The sequence below is a fragment of the Virgifigura deserti genome (assembly GCA_003576685.1).
In the GTDB taxonomy this organism is placed as follows: domain Bacteria; phylum Pseudomonadota; class Alphaproteobacteria; order Dongiales; family Dongiaceae; genus Virgifigura; species Virgifigura deserti.
Window position 1 is genome coordinate 270,772 of sequence record QOZR01000001.1, and the last position, 15,841, is coordinate 286,612.

The 15,841-nt window shown below is 65.9% G+C and carries 18 protein-coding genes and 2 tRNA genes; 9 read left to right on the forward strand and 11 right to left on the reverse strand.

Annotated features, from left to right (window positions below; genetic code table 11):
- Nucleotides 1–17: 17 nt before the first annotated feature.
- Nucleotides 18–683 carry a class I SAM-dependent methyltransferase gene (locus DT069_RS01395; protein ID WP_119458471.1) on the reverse strand — a complete coding sequence of 222 codons (666 nt, stop codon included), beginning with the start codon at nucleotides 681–683 and terminating at the stop codon, nucleotides 18–20.
- Between the two features lie 233 nt (nucleotides 684–916).
- Entirely contained in the window at nucleotides 917–1,147 is a 231-nt protein-coding gene (locus tag DT069_RS01400; protein WP_119458472.1) for a hypothetical protein, read from the reverse strand.
- A gap of 271 nt (nucleotides 1,148–1,418) precedes the next feature.
- Here DT069_RS01400 and DT069_RS01405 point away from each other — a divergent pair.
- The 9 genes from DT069_RS01405 (at nucleotide 1,419) to DT069_RS01445 (ending at nucleotide 8,557) form a co-directional block, all read left to right on the forward strand.
- Nucleotides 1,419–1,495: transfer RNA gene (locus tag DT069_RS01405), tRNA-Pro, on the forward strand.
- A gap of 55 nt (nucleotides 1,496–1,550) precedes the next feature.
- Nucleotides 1,551–1,856, forward strand: coding sequence for an ETC complex I subunit (locus DT069_RS01410; protein ID WP_119458473.1), 306 nt, complete (start codon nucleotides 1,551–1,553; stop codon nucleotides 1,854–1,856).
- A gap of 33 nt (nucleotides 1,857–1,889) precedes the next feature.
- A tRNA-Arg gene (locus tag DT069_RS01415) sits at nucleotides 1,890–1,966 on the forward strand.
- A gap of 57 nt (nucleotides 1,967–2,023) precedes the next feature.
- On the forward strand, nucleotides 2,024–2,878 hold the full coding sequence (locus DT069_RS01420; protein ID WP_119458474.1) for a fumarylacetoacetate hydrolase family protein: 855 nt from the start codon (nucleotides 2,024–2,026) through the stop codon (nucleotides 2,876–2,878).
- Between the two features lie 102 nt (nucleotides 2,879–2,980).
- A complete protein-coding gene (hppD, locus tag DT069_RS01425) occupies nucleotides 2,981–4,087 on the forward strand; it encodes a 4-hydroxyphenylpyruvate dioxygenase (protein WP_119458475.1) in 1,107 nt (368 codons plus the stop codon).
- A gap of 13 nt (nucleotides 4,088–4,100) precedes the next feature.
- On the forward strand, nucleotides 4,101–4,994 hold the full coding sequence (gene phhA, locus DT069_RS01430) for a phenylalanine 4-monooxygenase (RefSeq protein ID WP_119458476.1): 894 nt from the start codon (nucleotides 4,101–4,103) through the stop codon (nucleotides 4,992–4,994).
- Nucleotides 4,963–6,132 carry a homogentisate 1,2-dioxygenase gene (locus tag DT069_RS01435; protein WP_119458477.1) on the forward strand — a complete coding sequence of 390 codons (1,170 nt, stop codon included), beginning with the start codon at nucleotides 4,963–4,965 and terminating at the stop codon, nucleotides 6,130–6,132. The genes phhA and DT069_RS01435 overlap by 32 nt, the downstream gene beginning before the upstream one ends.
- 11 nt (nucleotides 6,133–6,143) lie before the next feature.
- Nucleotides 6,144–7,142: a fumarylacetoacetate hydrolase family protein gene (locus tag DT069_RS01440; RefSeq protein WP_119458478.1), complete on the forward strand. Its 999-nt coding sequence runs from the start codon at nucleotides 6,144–6,146 to the stop codon at nucleotides 7,140–7,142.
- A gap of 179 nt (nucleotides 7,143–7,321) precedes the next feature.
- The gene (locus tag DT069_RS01445) at nucleotides 7,322–8,557 is read left to right on the forward strand and encodes a TIGR04063 family PEP-CTERM/XrtA system glycosyltransferase (RefSeq protein ID WP_119458479.1); all 1,236 of its coding nucleotides are present in this window, start codon (nucleotides 7,322–7,324) and stop codon (nucleotides 8,555–8,557) included.
- A 37-nt stretch (nucleotides 8,558–8,594) separates the two neighbouring features.
- Here the strand turns inward: DT069_RS01445 and DT069_RS01450 are convergent, their stop codons facing one another.
- The 9 genes from DT069_RS01450 to metC form a co-directional block, all read right to left on the reverse strand.
- A complete protein-coding gene (locus tag DT069_RS01450) occupies nucleotides 8,595–9,200 on the reverse strand; it encodes a TadE/TadG family type IV pilus assembly protein (protein ID WP_119458480.1) in 606 nt (201 codons plus the stop codon).
- A gap of 95 nt (nucleotides 9,201–9,295) precedes the next feature.
- Nucleotides 9,296–9,838: an A24 family peptidase gene (locus DT069_RS01455; RefSeq protein WP_162912906.1), complete on the reverse strand. Its 543-nt coding sequence runs from the start codon at nucleotides 9,836–9,838 to the stop codon at nucleotides 9,296–9,298.
- A gap of 310 nt (nucleotides 9,839–10,148) precedes the next feature.
- Nucleotides 10,149–11,267, reverse strand: coding sequence for a molybdenum ABC transporter ATP-binding protein (gene modC, locus DT069_RS01460; protein WP_119458482.1), 1,119 nt, complete (start codon nucleotides 11,265–11,267; stop codon nucleotides 10,149–10,151).
- Between the two features lie 3 nt (nucleotides 11,268–11,270).
- Nucleotides 11,271–11,963 (reverse strand): molybdate ABC transporter permease subunit, encoded by a 693-nt coding sequence (gene modB / locus DT069_RS01465; protein ID WP_119458867.1) that lies wholly within the window; start codon nucleotides 11,961–11,963, stop codon nucleotides 11,271–11,273.
- A 33-nt stretch (nucleotides 11,964–11,996) separates the two neighbouring features.
- Nucleotides 11,997–12,878 carry a xanthine dehydrogenase gene (locus DT069_RS01470; RefSeq protein ID WP_425449924.1) on the reverse strand — a complete coding sequence of 294 codons (882 nt, stop codon included), beginning with the start codon at nucleotides 12,876–12,878 and terminating at the stop codon, nucleotides 11,997–11,999.
- A complete protein-coding gene (gene modA / locus DT069_RS01475; RefSeq protein ID WP_119458483.1) occupies nucleotides 12,862–13,665 on the reverse strand; it encodes a molybdate ABC transporter substrate-binding protein in 804 nt (267 codons plus the stop codon). Before modA ends, DT069_RS01470 begins: the two co-directional genes overlap by 17 nt.
- Before the next feature lie 91 nt (nucleotides 13,666–13,756).
- A complete protein-coding gene (locus tag DT069_RS01480; RefSeq protein WP_119458484.1) occupies nucleotides 13,757–14,119 on the reverse strand; it encodes a winged helix-turn-helix domain-containing protein in 363 nt (120 codons plus the stop codon).
- A 19-nt stretch (nucleotides 14,120–14,138) separates the two neighbouring features.
- Nucleotides 14,139–14,543, reverse strand: coding sequence for a phosphoribosyl-AMP cyclohydrolase (hisI, locus tag DT069_RS01485; RefSeq protein WP_119458485.1), 405 nt, complete (start codon nucleotides 14,541–14,543; stop codon nucleotides 14,139–14,141).
- Nucleotides 14,544–14,559: 16 nt separating this feature from the next.
- Entirely contained in the window at nucleotides 14,560–15,738 is a 1,179-nt protein-coding gene (gene metC, locus DT069_RS01490) for a cystathionine beta-lyase (RefSeq protein WP_119458486.1), read from the reverse strand.
- Nucleotides 15,739–15,841 lie beyond the last annotated feature (103 nt).

Sequence of the window (15,841 nt, forward strand, 5' to 3'; positions counted from 1 at the left end):
TTCCGCGAGATCGGCCGTCAGGCGCGCCGACGGGCGAGGGTGAGACCGTCGCCGATCGGCACGAGGCTCAGCGTCACCCGGGAATCGTCCTTCAGCTTGGCGTTGAGCGCCCGGATCGCCTCCGTGTCCTCGTCATCCGCTGCCCGATCCGCGACCGCGCCGTGCCACAACACATTGTCGACGGCGATCAGGCCGCCCGGTCGGACCAGCTTCAGGGCACGCTCGTAATAGCCATCATAATTCTTCTTGTCGGCGTCGATGAAGGCGAAGTCGAAGCTGCCCGAATCCCCTTCGCGAATCAGCGAGTCGAGCGTGTCGAGCGCCGGGGCGAGCCGGAGGTCGATGCGGTCGGCGACGCCCGCCTTCTCCCAGTAGCGACGGGCGACGGCGGTATAGGTTTCGCTGACGTCGCAGGCGACGAGGCGCCCCTCGGGCGGCATCGCCAGGGTGACGCAGAGCGCGCTGTAGCCCGTGAAGGTACCCACTTCCAGGGCGCGGCGCGCGCCGGTCAGCTCCACCAGGAACCCCATGAACTGCCCCTGGTCCGGCGCGATCTGCATGCCCCCATAGGGCATTCCCGCCGTTTCCTCGCGAAGCGCGCGAAGCAGGTCGGGTTCGCGCAGCGAATTGTCGAGCAGATACTCGTAGAGCAGGTCGGTCATGCTGATGGTGTGGTTCGACATCGGTCCCCGGGGCTCGGTGATGACAGGGCTCCACCCTAATGTGATGCTTCCGAAGTCCGGCACATAATGTGCCGGACTTCGGAAGCTGAGTCGCACTAGTATTAACAAGCTGGTGTGCCGATTCACGCGAAATTCGAATGATCGAATTTCGCGATCGGGACACTAACGACGACGGTCGGAAGGCTCAAGAGAGAGCGGGCGCGCCGGACGGGTCGGGTCGGCTCGACGATCGCCTAGCGGCCACTCACCAGGGTATAATGCAAACCGCGTTCGAGAATGGCCTGGGCCACGGTCTTCTGCATGGTGGGGTCGTCGACCCGGAGCATCGCGGCGTAAGGCATGCCGTCAGTTCCCTTAAAAAGGGATATGACCTCCCAGACGACCAGCGGCGCATCGCGCTTCTGGTAGCGTTGCCCCACAGAGACCTTGCTCTGCCTCTTCCGTTTCGTAAGAGCCGAAAACATCCTGCCGACATCCAATGAAAGCGAACGGCGGCTGACTGCCGCGGATTGCTTCTCTTATCACCGCGCGGGCCGCGATGCGAGCAGATCCGCATGGTTCCGGTACCAAATTTGCATCGGCCGGGGATGCTCTCGCGGCCGCATGGGCTCCGACACCTGTCTTGCCGTCACCAGCCCAAAGAGCGGCGCCAATTTCGGCGGTCCGAAGCGGACGCGGACGGCACCTCTTCGCGCGGGTTGCGGAACGGCCCGAAACCCCATATTTTCCGCCGCACGGGGTGTAGCTCAGTCTGGTAGAGTGCCTGCTTTGGGAGCAGGATGTCGCTGGTTCGAATCCAGTCGCCCCGACCACGCCGTCCCTTCGTGGGGGCGGCGGAGCCGTTTGTCAGGAGGAGAAGACCGTTCGATGCAAGCGCGGATCTATCGGCCGGCCAAGAACCCGATGCAATCGGGCCGGGCCAACAGCCGGAAATGGGTTCTCGAATATGAATCGGCCGCGCGGCGCGAGCCGGACCCGCTGATGGGGTGGATCAGCTCCAGCGACACGCGCCGGCAGGTCCGGGTCAAGTTCGACACGAAGGAGGAGGCGATCGCCTTCGCTCGGAAGCGCGGGCTGGCCTATTATCTGGACGAGCCGCAGGAGCGGCAGATCCGGCCGAAGAACTATTCGGACAATTTCCGGTACGATCGGGTCATTCGCTGGACCCACTGACCGATCGCGGCTTTCCCGGCGATCGCCCTCTACGGCCCCGTAGCTCAGCCGGATAGAGCACCAGCCTTCTAAGCTGATGGTCGCAGGTTCGAATCCTGCCGGGGTCGCCATCATCTCCCTATCGGATCGGCGGCTGAGGCCGGACTGCGAAGGAAGGACACCCAGGAATGAAACTCGTGCGCTACGGCTCGGTGGGGCAGGAGAAACCGGGGCTGATCGATTCCGCGGGCACGCTCCGCGACCTCAGCGGCACGCTCCCTGATATCGACGGCGCGGCCCTGGCGCCGGAGCGGCTGGCGGCGCTGAAGGCGATCGACCCGGCGACGCTGCCGGCGGTGTCGGGCAGTCCGCGCCTGGGGCCGCCGCTGACCGGTATCGGCAAGATCGTCGCCGTCGGGCTCAACTATTCCGACCATGCCGCCGAGGCGGGCCTGCCGGTGCCGAGCGAGCCGATCCTGTTTATGAAGGCGACGACGGCGATCAGCGGCCCGCATGACCCGGTGATCATCCCGAAGGACTCGGTCAAGACGGACTGGGAGGTGGAACTGGCGATCGTGATCGGCAGCGTCGCGCGCCATGTGGAAGAGCGCGACGCGTTGCGCTACGTCGCCGGCTATATGATCTGCAACGACGTCTCCGAGCGCGCCTATCAGATCGAGCGCCAGGGCCAATGGGTGAAGGGCAAGAGCTGCGACAGCTTCGCGCCGCTCGGCCCCTGGCTCGTGACCGCCGACGAGGTTCCCTACCCGCAGAGCCTGTCGATGTGGCTCGACGTCAATGGCGAGCGGATGCAGACGGGCTCGACCGCGACGATGATCTTCGGCGTCGCCCATCTCGTCAGCTATATCAGCCGATTCATGACGCTGATGCCGGGCGACATCATCCCGACCGGCACGCCGCCGGGCGTGGGGCTGGGCTTCAAGCCGCCGCGCTTCCTGAAGCCGGGCGACGTGATGCGGCTCGGCATCGAGGGACTCGGCGAGCAGCGCCAGGAATGCGTCGCCTGGTCGGAGACGGCATAATCCGGAGCGTTAACCCTTCCAAAGGATCTTTTCGACCTAAATTATAGGGAAGAGGCAGTCGTCCGACCGGTCGGAGGCGCGGTTCGCGCCGGGAGGAGGAGAATGGCGGTTGCCGCCGAACGCCCTGGGGAGCGCCGGATCGACGCGGTGGACCATTGGGAGAACCCCATGGGCACCCGCGGGTTCGAGTTCGTTGAATATACGGCCGAGGATACCGATGCGCTCGGCCGGCTGTTCGAGCGCCTGGGCTTCACGGCGGTCGATCGGCACCGCTCGAAGCGCGTCACGCATTATCGCCAGAACGATATCCATTTCATCGTCAATGCCGAGCCCGAAGGCTTCGCGCAGTCCTTCGCGCGCATTCACGGGCCGTCCGTCTGCGCCGTGGCCTTCCGGGTCGACAATGCCGCGGCGGCCTATGATCGCGCGCTGAAGCTGGGCGCACGGCCGCAGCCGGGCCGGGTTGGCCCGATGGAGATCAACATCCCCGCGATCCAGGGGGTGGGCGGCAGCCTGATCTATCTCGTCGACCGGTTCGGCGAGCACAGCATCTATGACGTGGATTTCCGGCCGCTGGCGGAGGTGGAGGGCGCCCCCTACGGTGTCGGGCTCACCCGGATCGACCACCTGACCCACAATGTCTATCGCGGCCGGATGAATCTGTGGGCCGGGTTCTACGAGCGGCTCTTCAATTTCCGGGAGACCCGCTATTTCGACATCGAGGGAAAGCTGACGGGTCTGCACAGCCGGGCGATGACCAGCTCCTGCGGCAAGATCCGCATCCCGATCAACGAATCGGCGGACGACAAGTCGCAGATCGAGGAATATCTCACCGCCTACAAAGGCGAGGGTATCCAGCATATCGCGCTCGCCACCGACGACATCCATGCGACGGTCGAGGCGCTGAAGGCGCGCGGCGTCGAGTTCATGGACCCGCCGCCGGACAGCTATTACGCCGCGGTCGATGCGCGGCTGCCGGGCCACGGCGAGGATCTGGACCGGCTTCGGCGGAACGCGATCCTGATCGACGGCGCGCCTACCCCGGACGGCGGCACGTTGCTGCAGATCTTCACCCGAACCGTGATCGGCCCGATCTTCTTCGAGATCATCCAGCGCAAGGGTGACGAGGGGTTTGGCGAAGGCAATTTCAAGGCGCTGTTCGAGGCGATGGAGCAGGACCAGATTCGCAGGGGCACCCTCGAAAGCTGAAGGGAGCGCAACCATGGTGGAGCATCCGGAAGCGTCAGAGGATTACGTCATCGACCAGGGCTGGGCCGATTACCGGGCGGAGGACCATGCGATCTGGCGCACCCTCTTCGAGCGCCAGTCGCGGCTGCTCCCCGGCCGGGCCTGCCGGGAATATGTCGCCGGGCTGCAGGGGCTGGGCGTCGCCGCCGAGGGCATTCCCGATTTCGAGCGGCTGTCAGACATTGTGGAGCGGGCGACCGGCTGGCGTATCGTTGCCGTGCCGGGCCTCGTGCCGGACGATGTCTTCTTCCGGCATCTCGCCGCGCGGCGCTTTCCAGCGACCAACTGGATCCGCCGGCCGGAACAGATGGACTATCTGCAGGAGCCGGACGTCTTCCACGATATCTTCGGCCATGTGCCGGTGCTGATGCATCCGGTGTTCGCGGACTACATGCAGGCCTATGGCCGCGGCGGTCTGAAGGCGCTCCATCTCGGGGCGCTGCCCTATCTGGCGCGCCTCTATTGGTACACGGTGGAGTTCGGACTGATCCGGACCGGGGAGGGGCTTCGGATCTACGGCTCGGGCATCGTCTCGTCGCGCGCGGAGTCGATCTACTGTCTCGAGAGCGAGAAGCCCAAGCGCATCGCCTTCGACCTGATGCGGGTGATGCGGACGCAGTATCGGATCGACGACCTTCAGGAGAGCTATTTCGTCATCGACAGCTTCGACCAGCTCTTCGCGGCAACCCGGCCGGACTTCACGCCCTATTATCAGGAGCTGAAGCGGCGGCCCGACATCGCGCCGGGCGTGGTCCTGACTTCGGATCGGCTGGTGTCGGCCGGGGTCGCCCATGGGGGCGACCGGCCGCGGCAGCGTGGCGCCAGAGGGAGAACCGATGAAGCATTGGATCGCATTGCCGCGGATTGAGGGTGTCGCCTCGCGCCAAGCCCATGCGGACCTGCCCGAGGGCACCTTCGAGCGCGAGCTGGGCAAGGAAGGCTTCTTCGGACCGGCGACCCATATGTACCACACGCATCCGCCGACCGGCTGGATCGCCTGGGACGGCCCGCTGCGGCCGCGCGCCTTCGATCTGAACAAGCTCCCCAACAAGCTCTCTGGGACGGCCGAGGGGCCGTGGAAGGCGGCGGAGATCCTTCACAACCAAGCCCTCCGCTATCGCTTCTGGCGGACCGAGGGCGCGATGCCGGCGCTCGCCCGCAATGCCGACGGCGACGAGCTGCTTTTCCTGCATGAGGGGCAGGGCGCGCTTTATTGCGATTACGGTCATTTGGCGATCCGCGACGGCGACTATATTGTCCTGCCGCGCGGGACGATGTGGCGGACGGAGTTCGACGGCCCGGCGGCGGCGCTGCTGATCGAGGCGACCAACGACAGCTATCGCCTGCCTGACAAGGGGCTGGTCGGCCCGCACGCGATCTTCGACCCTGCCATGCTCGACGCGCCGGCGATCGACGACGCCTTCCGCGCACAGCAGACGCCGCAAGGGAAAGTGGAGGAATGGCGGGTCGAGATCAAGCGGCGCAACCTGGTTTCGACCGTGACCTACCCCTTCAATCCGCTGGATGCGGTCGGCTGGCACGGCAATCTGGCGCCGGTCAGGGTCAATATCCGCGATATCCGGCCGTTGATGAGCCATCGCTATCACCTGCCGCCTTCGGCCCATACGACCTTCCTGGCCGGCCGGTTCGTCGTCTGCAGCTTCGTGCCGCGGCCGTTCGAGACCGATCCCGGCGCGCTCAAGGTGCCGTTCTTCCACAACAACGACGATTTCGACGAGGTGATCTTCTATCACCGCGGCGATTTCTTCAGCCGCGACAATATCGATCGCGGCATGGTGACGTTCCACCCGGCCGGCTTCACCCACGGGCCGCACCCCAAGGCGCTGCAGGGCATGCTGAAGCCGCGCAAGGCTGAGACGGACGAATATGCGGTGATGGTCGACGCCCGCGACGCGCTCGAGGTGGGAGACCGCGCCGCCGAAACGGAGAACGCCGCCTATGTCGACTCCTGGCGCGGGTCCGAGAGCCCGAAGGCCGCGGAGTAGGGGATGGCGGCGTGAAACTCGCCTCGCTCAGGGACGGCGGCCGCGACGGCACGCTGGTCGTCGTCAATTCTGGGCTCACGCATTGCGTCCGGGTACCGGATATCGCAGGCACGCTACAGGCCGCAATCGAAGATTGGAGCCTGGCGGCGCCGGCGCTCGAACAGATCTATCAGGCCCTCGACACCGGCAATGCGGCCCGCGCCGAGTCGTTCGATCCGAAAGGCTGTGCCTCGCCCCTGCCGCGTGCCTATCAGTTCGCGGATGGGTCGGCCTATGTGAACCATGTCGAACTGGTCCGGAAGGCGCGAGGAGCGGAGATGCCGCCGAGCTTCTGGACCGACCCCTTGATGTATCAGGGCCTCTCCGATGCCTTTCTCGGACCCAGCGATGACATTGCGGTGGCGGACGAATCCTGGGGCATCGATTTCGAGGCGGAAGTCGCCGTCATCGTCGACGACGTGCCGATGGGCGTGTCCCCCGACGCGGCGGGCGGTCATATAAAGCTGCTGATGCTGGTCAACGATGTCAGCCTACGCAACCTCATCCCGCCGGAGCTGGCCAAGGGATTCGGCTTCTTCCACGGCAAGCCGGCCAGCGCCTTCTCCCCCGTCGCGGTGGCGCCCGAGACGCTGGGCGCGGCCTGGGACGGGGCGAGGCTCCACGGCCCGCTGCTCAGCAGCGTGAACGGCGCGATCGTCGGGCGGCCGGACGCCGGCACCGACATGACCTTCGACTTTCCGGCGCTCATCGCCCATGCAGCGAAGACGCGGCGGCTGTCGGCCGGAACGATCATCGGCTCCGGCACGGTGTCCAACCGCGACCGCGCGGCGGGGGCGTCCTGTCTGGCCGAGCTGCGTGTTCTAGAGACGCTGGACACCGGGGAGGCGCGGACGCCCTTCCTCAAGTTCGGCGACACGGTCCGGATCGAGATGCAGGATGCTGCCGGCCGCTCCATCTTCGGCGCCATCGACCAGACGGTGGTCCGTTACGATATCGGAGAAGTTAAGTAAAACTGCACCACTTCTTGGAATACTTCCCTGATCTGCTACAGACAGTAATTATCCGTTCCTAATACTGGAACCGCCTCCAGCCCAGAAGCGTTGACGTTGACGGCGCTGGCGGCGGGGATCAAAGTGCGCCCCCGAACGAGCCGGCGCGATTGAAGCGGCGGAGGCAAGAGGCTGATTGTATGCGCGTTCTTCATGTCCTGGACCATTCCATCCCGACGCGGACCGGCTATACCATTCGGACCCTGCAGATCCTGCGGAACCAGCGGGAGCTCGGCTGGGAAACATTCCATGTCACCGGGCCGAAGCATCCTGCGACACCCCTGGCGGCGGAGACGGTCGACGGATGGTCCTTCTTTCGCACCGACACGTCGACGCCGGTCTACGCGGCGCTTCCAGGCTTGTCGGAGCTGGTGCTGATGAAGCGCTTCGCCGGCCGGATCGGCGAGGTTGTCCGTGAGGTGCAGCCGGACATCATTCACGCGCACTCTCCGGTGCTCAACGCTCTGCCGGCCTTACGGGTGGCGGCGCGGTATAAGATTCCCCTGGTCTATGAGGTTCGCGCGCTCTGGGAGGACGCCGCGGTCAGCAAGGGCAAATGCACAGAGACGAGCGCGCGCTACTATCTGTCGAAGGCCATGGAGACTTATGCCCTGAGACGCGCCGACGCCGTCGTCGCGATCTGTGAGGGGCTGCGGAAGGAGATCATCGGGCGGGGCGTGCCGGCAGATCGCGTGACCGTCGTGCCGAACGGCATTGCGCTCGGCGGCGCCCGCGAGGGCGTGCCGGACCAGGCTCTCGCGGACAAGCTCGGCGTCTCGGGCCGGCCGGTGATCGGGTTCATCGGCTCGTTCGAGCCTTATGAGGGGCTGTCGGTCCTGCTCGCGGCGGTCGCCGATCTGGTGGCGGCGCTTCCGGACTTGCGCGTCATCCTGATCGGCGGAGGGGTCGAGGAGACCGCCCTGCGCGAAGAGGCAAAGCGACTGGGCGTGACCGATCACGTCATCTTCGCCGGCCATGTTCCGCACGGGGAGATCCAGTCCTATTACGACCTGATCGACGTCTGCGTCTATCCGCGGCTTTCGATGCGGCTGACGGAAATGGTGACGCCGCTGAAGCCGGTCGAGGCGATGGCTCAGGGAAAGATCGTGGTGGCCACGAACATCGGCGGGCACCGCGAGATGATCCAGGACGGAGTGACCGGCCATCTGTTCACGCCCGGCGATCCCCAGGCGCTGGCGCGAGCGGTCCGCGATGCCTTCGAGCGGCGGAACGACTGGCCGGCGGAGCGGGCCGCGTCGCGCCGCTATGTCGACGAGCATCGAAACTGGCGTCGCAATGTCGAGCGTTACAAGAAAATCTATGACAGCGTGACCGCCGCGTCCCCGTATCAGCCCGCGATGGCTTCGATCCGGTGAAGTTTTATACGGGAACCGTTTTTGGTCTGCGCGGCCGTCAACAGTTCCCGGTCAGAACCCAGCATTCATTGCGCAAGACGATGCTCGCGCTCATCGGCAGACGTCCGTTGCTGCCCAGGACCAGCGAGACGACCGGCGTGAAGAGCTCCCACTCGTAATCGATGCGATACAGAACCGCATCGCCGACATTGCCGATCCCCTCGATCCCCCGATCCTCTTCCCAACGACCGCTTCCGTTCAGGTCGTCGAAGGGCTCGCCAGGGTCATAGACTCCGTTCAGAGGCTCGATGTCGGTGAAGGGTTCCGGTTGGCCAACATCACTGAAACTGGAATAGGAATTCCGGGTGATGACGACTTGCGACCTGTCGATCATCCCGAATGTGTAGTCGCCGAGAATATCGAGAATCCGCTGCTGACGCCCCACCTCGCCGTTGACCTGCTGACCGGTGATGCCGAACCGGAAGGCCTCCTTGAGGGCGCTCTCGGCCGCGCTCGAAATGAACATGATCAAGGCGACCTCGATCACCCCGAAGACAAGCAAGAACAGGATCGGGGCGGCAAGGGCGAACTGGAGCACCGAAATGCCGCGGCTGCACGTCCAGCAGGATCGCAAATCACGTCGGATGCGGTCGAACGCTTCCATGGCACGTTACCTTGACTTCCATCTGCGAACCCAAAGTCGGTTCGCGGGTGAACGAGTCGGTAAAGACCAGAATGAGGCCTTGGACGGTCATGACATCACCCTTTGCTGAACAGCATGAGGGCGGTCATCAACCCGCCGGCGGCAATCGCAGCACCGTAGGGCAGGCTGTGTGACGGGCGAAGCTTGGCAGGATCGGAGCCCGTGCTTTCGCCGCCACCCTTCATCACCATGCCGTCGGCCGATGCCAGGATCGGCCGCCCTGCGAGCCGGCGGTGCATGAGCATGGCTAGGGCGACGACCGAGCCTGTAAGGGTGGTGACTAGGAGAAGCGTCGTGAAGAGCGGAAGGCCGGCCCACAGCGCGGTGGCGCTAAACAGCTTCACGTCGCCTCCGCCGATCCAGCCGCGCGCGAAGATCACGAGGCCGACCGCCAGGGATGCCCCCGCGGCGGTAAGGGCGCCGGTCCAATCGACGGGGACCGAACTCGACAGCACATGCGCGGGATAGATCATCGCGACGGCCAGACTCAGCCGGTTCGGGATGATCGACCTGCGGATGTCGTGCGCCGCCGCGGCCAACAGCAAGGCACCGAAGATCGCCAGCACGACGGAGTAGGTGAAGGGGTGCGCCAGAATCAAACGAGCCTGCCTTGTTGCCGAGATCACCGCGCCCAGGAAAGAACGACAATGGGAGCGTCCCATGAACTAGAAAACCACAAGCCACGTTAAGGGTTGGTTAAATGGATAAATTCCATCAAAAAATAAATGCAAAATAAAGCTGATAACAATCGGAATTACTGTGCGCAATAAGAGCGTATCCAACCGCAAGCGGGAGATGTGCGCCGCTTGCATTTGGAATTCCCGCCGGTGAATAGGGGCGTGCTGTGCTGAGACTTCAGGGAGAGTGAGACGACTTGGTGAGACAGCGGCCCGCGAGACGGCGCCCTCCTTATCGGCCGTACCGCCCCAGGCTGTGGCGGTCGATGGCGACAGTCTTGATCAGGGCATAGGCGTCGCGACCCGCACGCAGGTCGAGAGTGCGGGCCGATCGGGCGGTCACGCGCGCCCAGATCGCCGCGGCGCCTGACGCATCGAGGGCAAGCTTCACGTCGACATAGGGGCCTTCGTCTTTGCCGACCTCCACGATCCTGCCGGCGAGCACGTTCAGAATGCTGGTATCCGTCGGCGGCGTCAGCGCCAGGGCGACGTCACGGGCGCGAATCCGCAGCCGCAGCCGCGTCCCGGGTGGCAGGTCGAGATGCGCGACCCATAGCGAGCCGCCGGGAAGGACGAGTCGCGTGAGGCCGCTGGCCCTGTCATGCCCAGCATCATGCTCAGCGACCTCCGCCTGCAGGATGGCGCCAGCTTCGTAGCGTCCGGTCAGCGGCCGCAGGTCGAGCCGCCCGAAGACCTCGTCAACGGGGCCGACCGCCGCCACGCGTCCCTCGGACATCAATACCAGCGTGTCCGCAAGCCGGACGATCTCGCTCATATCATGACTGACATAGACGATCGGCAGGCGAAGCTCGTCGCGGAGCTGCTCGATGAAAGGCAGGATCTCTTCCTTCCGGGAGGCGTCGAGCGAGGCGAGGGGCTCGTCCATCAGCAGCAGGCGCGGATTGGCGAGCAGAGCCCGGCCGATCGCGACGCGCTGCTTCTCGCCCCCCGACAGCCCCGCCGGTCGGCGATCGAGGAGCGGCGCGATGCCGAGGAGCTCCACGACCTTGTCGAGCTGGATGAGCCGCTCGTCCGCCGGAGCGCGCCGGAAGCCGTAGAGCAGGTTGCCACGGACGGTGAGGTGCGGAAACAGCCGGCCTTCCTGAAAGACATAGCCGAGGCGGCGGCGTTCCGGCGGCAGGTCGACGCCCGCGGCGCTGTCGAACAGCACCATACCGTCGAGGGTAATGCGACCCTGCGTCGGCTTCAGCAGGCCGGCCAGCATGGAAACCAGCGAAGTCTTGCCCGCCCCGGACTTGCCGAACAGCGCGACGATGCCGCCGGTCGGCGCTTCGAACGCGACGTCGAGGCGGAAATTGCCCAAGAGTCGCGCCGCGTGAACCTGCAACATCGGTTAGCCGTGGATCTTCGTTCGGACTCGCCGCGCGAGCAGCTCGGAGGCGACCAGGGCGATCAGGGCGAGCAGGACGGAGATGACGGCGAGCCGGAAGGCCGCCGCGTCGCCGCCGGGCGTCTGGGTGAGGGTGTAGATCGCAACCGGTAGCGTCCGCGTCTCTCCTGGGATGTTGGAAACGAAGGTGATCGTCGCGCCGAACTCGCCGAGGCTGCGGGCGAAGGCAAGCACCGCTCCCGCCAGGATTCCCGGCGCCATCAGCGGCAGGGTGACGGTGCAGAACACCTCTATTGGCGTCGCGCCGAGGGTTCGCGCCGCCGCCTCGAGCTTGCCGTCGACCGCCTCGAGCGAGAGCCGCATCGCCCGCACCATCAACGGAAATGCCATCACCGCCGCGGCGAGGGCCGCACCTTCCCAGGTGAAGATGATCGAAATGCCGAAGGTTTCGTAGAGCCACCCGCCGATTGGTCCGCGACGGCCGAACAGCAGCAGCAGGCCATAGCCGACCACGACCGGCGGCACGACGAGGGGGAGATGCACCACGCCGTCGAGAATGATCTTGCCCGGGAAGTTGCGCCGCGCCAGAAGCCATGCCGCGAGCAGGCCGAACGGCAGGCTGCCCGTGACGCTCCAGAAGGCGACACGCAGGCTGAGGCGAACCGCCTCGCTCTCAAGCTCGGTAAGGGCAAGCACGCTTGTTCGTCCGGCCCTCATGCTTCGACAGGCTCAGCATGAGGCCTTCTCCTCACCCCGAGCTTGTCGAGGGGCGGGCCGCGGCTCTGAATAGACGTCGTCGAGTTCCACCACCCGAAGGACGGCCTCGGCGATCCGTTGCGGCCGTTCTCCGAGGCCGTGGACGACCGCCGCCGCGCCGCGCGGATCGATCTCGATGACCTTGGTTCCCTCGGAAACCGGCACGCCGGCGCGGACCAGGCCCCGGATCTTCCCGTCGAGCGGCGCGCACAGGGGCGTGTCGCCGATCGCCGCGAGCGCATCGCCTTTGCGGACGATCGCGCCGATCGCCTGATCCGTCTCGAACCGCCCCGCGCCGGGCGCGTAGACGCAGCGTTCCCGTCCGATGCCGTCGATCGGTCGAGGCTCGCCGCTCAGCGGCAGCGCCGAGCCGCGGCGGATCACATCGCCCAGATGCGGCCCCCAGCTCGTCTCGATGACGAGGTCCGTCGTCTTGCCGGCAGTGAAATTGGGGCCGAGTCCGATCGTCAGGGGAGCGAGGCCGCGCTGAATCTCGGGCGTCGTTCGCTTGCGCATCCGGGCGTCGATCAGAACCGCCGGCGCGACCGCTTCCAGAAGGTCCGGCACAGGCCAGGTGACGACCGGGATCGCTGTCCTATCGCCGATCAGGCGATCCAGCCGCTCGAGGTCGTCGGCCCGACAGCCCGTAACGCCTTCGAGAACCGCGCTCCCGTCGAAGGCGGCATCCGCCAGCGCCATGCCGCGCCGCAAGGCCGTCGGTTGCGGCGAATCCTGCAGGACGACCGACCAGCCCTCCCGGAACAGCAGCCATGCGACCGCCGAGCCGACGTCGCCGAGACCGCGAACGACGACAGGCGGCCTATCAGTTCGAGGGAACTCAATTTGAAGGGACACCGACCCTCCGCTGGGTGAAGCCGTAGCGCTCGAACACCGCCCGCGCCTCCGGCCCGCCGAGGAACCTATAGAGCGCACGGACATCCGGTTCGTCATGGCCGGCAACGATCGCCACCGGATAGACGATCTCGGGGTGGCTCGTGGCGGGAAAGACGTCGACGACGCGCACCGCGTCGCTGGCCGCAGCATCGGTGGCGTAGACGATGCCGGCCGCGGCTTCGCCGCGTTCGACGAGCGCGAGCGCGGCACGGACATCCTTGGCACGCGCCAGCTTCGGTTCGATCGTGCTCCAGACATTCAGTGACTGGAGCGCCGCCTTGCCGTAGCGGCCGGCTGGCACATGGTCCGGATCGCCCATCGCCAGCCGGCTGTCGCCGAGTATTTCGACCAATGGCGCGCCGGCGGCGAGGTCGATCGTCCAGTCGGTATCCCGCGGCGCGATCAGGACGAGGCTGTTGCCGAGCAGGTTGAACCGGCTGTCTGCGACAATCAGGTCGCGCTCGGCAAGGTAATCCATCCATCGCCTGTCGGCTGAGATATAGAGGTCGGCCGGCGCGCCGTTCTCGATCTGCTTGGCGAGGGTTGAGCTGGATGCGAAGGAGGCGATGACTTGGCCATGCCCCTCGGCGCCATGCCCTTCTGCGGCGAACCGCTCGCTGATCTCATCGATGGAGTCCTTCGTGCTCGCCGCCGCGAACACCAGAATCTCGGCCGCCCGGGCGGACACTGCCATAAGGGTGAGGGCGAGCAGGAGGCAGGGGAACGCCCATCGATTTAGGCAACGCATGGCACCGGCCCTTTAACAGATCGAACGGCCGTTATGTTTCTACAGATATAACGCTTGCGGCAAGGTGTTTTTGCGTGCCGGTCCCGATCATTCAGTCTGAATCGCGGGTCAGATCTTCCGGTCGGAGTAGACCTTGGAAGCTCGCCATCTCGTCCGCCAGGCTGGCGGCGGCCTTCGCTTCCATCTGACGATAGCGATCGAGCACCTCGCGCCCGAGCGGCGTGAGCGCCGCGCCGCCGCCACGGCGCCCGCCTGGCGCGGCTGCGACGAGATCGTCGCGGAAGCAGCGGTTCATGGTGTCGGTCAGCAGCCAGGCGCGGCGATAGGACATATCCATCGCCCGAGCCGCGGCGGAGATTGAGCCGCAGCGGTCGATCGCCTCCAGCAGGTCGGCCTTGCCGGGTCCGATCGCGATGGCGGAACCCAGCAGGATGCGCAGTCGTGGCGCCGGCATATGTGATGCCGTGGCGGGGTCAGGCGCCGTAGAGGGTCGCGGGATCGACCGCGACCTCGGCGATCGTCTCCAGACGGCCGTCGCGCCAGGCGCGGAAGAAGCAGGACCGGCGGCCGGTATGGCAGGCGACGCCTGTCTGATCGACCTTCAGCAGCAGGGTATCGCCGTCGCAGTCGACCAGAAGCTCCAGAAGCTGCTGGGTCTGGCCCGACGTCTCGCCCTTGCGCCACAGCCGGCGGCGCGACCGGGACCAGTAGCAGACCCGGCCGGTACGCAGCGTTTCGGCGATCGCCTCGGCGTTCATCCAGGCCAGCATCAGGATCTCGCCGCTGTCATGCTGTTGGGCGATGGCCGGGACGAGTCCGTTGCCATCGAACGTGATGCTGTCGAGCAGCGTGGGAAGACCATCGGTCTCTTGCGCCATGGCCGAGCTCCGGCCTTCAGCTGGCCGCGCGGAGGCGGTCGAAGCCGCGCTCGAGGTCGGTGATCAGGTCCTGCGGGTCCTCTAGTCCGGCATGCAGGCGCAGAGTCGGTCCCGGCGCGCTCCAGGAGGTTGCGGTGCGGACCGCTTCCGGCTTCACCGGCAGGATCAGGCTCTCGAAGCCGCCCCAGCTGAAGCCCATGCCGAACAGTGTCATGCCGTCTAGCATGGCCGCCAGGGCGGCCTTGGAGACCGGGTTCAGCACGATGCTGAACAGGCCGGTGGCTCCGGAAAAGTCGCGGCGCCAAAGCGCGTGCCCGGGGTCGTCCGGCAGGCCCGGATGAAGGACCTGCGCGACCTCCGGGCGCTGCCGCAGCCAGCGGGCGAGGGCGAGCCCGGTTTCCTGATGCCGCTGCAGCCGCACTGAAAGCGTGCGCAGGCCGCGCAGCGCCAGATAACAGTCGTCCGGGGCGGCGCAATAGCCCATGGCCTGGGCGGACGCTTTGATCGTCCGGTAATGCGGGTCCTTGGTCACCACCAGCCCGAGCATCGCGTCCGAATGGCCGACGATGTATTTCGTCGCGGCATGGATCGAGATATCGACCCCGTGCCGGAACGGCTTGAAGAAGAGCGGGGTGGCCCAGGTGTTGTCCATTGCCACGAGTGCCCCGGCGGCATGCGCCGCGGCGGCGATTGCGGGGATGTCTTGAACCTCGAAAGTCAGCGAACCCGGCGATTCGAGATAGACCAGGCGGGTTTCCGGCCTGATCAGATCGGCGACCCCGGCGCCGATGAGCGGGTCGTAATAGGTCGTGGTCACGCCGAACCGTGCCAGTGTCCGATTGCACAGTGTTCGCACCGGCTCATAGACGCTGTCGACCATCAGCAAATGGTCGCCGGCCTTCAACAGGGCCGTCAGGGTGGCCGCGATCGCCGCTAGGCCGGAAGGCAGGGCGATCGCCCGGTCGCCCTGCTCGAGGGCGGCGACCGCCTCCTCCAGCGCGAAGGTCGTCGGCGTGCCGTAGCGGCCGTAGTAAACCCGGTCGAACCTGTCGCGAACAGCCTCCTCCAGGGCCGCGACCGAGGGGAACAGCACGGTGGATGCGTGATAGACCGGCGGGTTGATGATGCCGTGGTTGTCCTGCGGACGGCAACCGGCATGGCCGATCAGCGTGTCGTCCAGCGAATCATCGGTCATCCTTTGTCCTCCCCATCGCGCCGCATACCGGAGGTTGCGAACCGACAGGTTCCTAAGCTGGCTTTCCAGAACGAAAGCTTGTAGCATCGATGCTGCCTGGGTA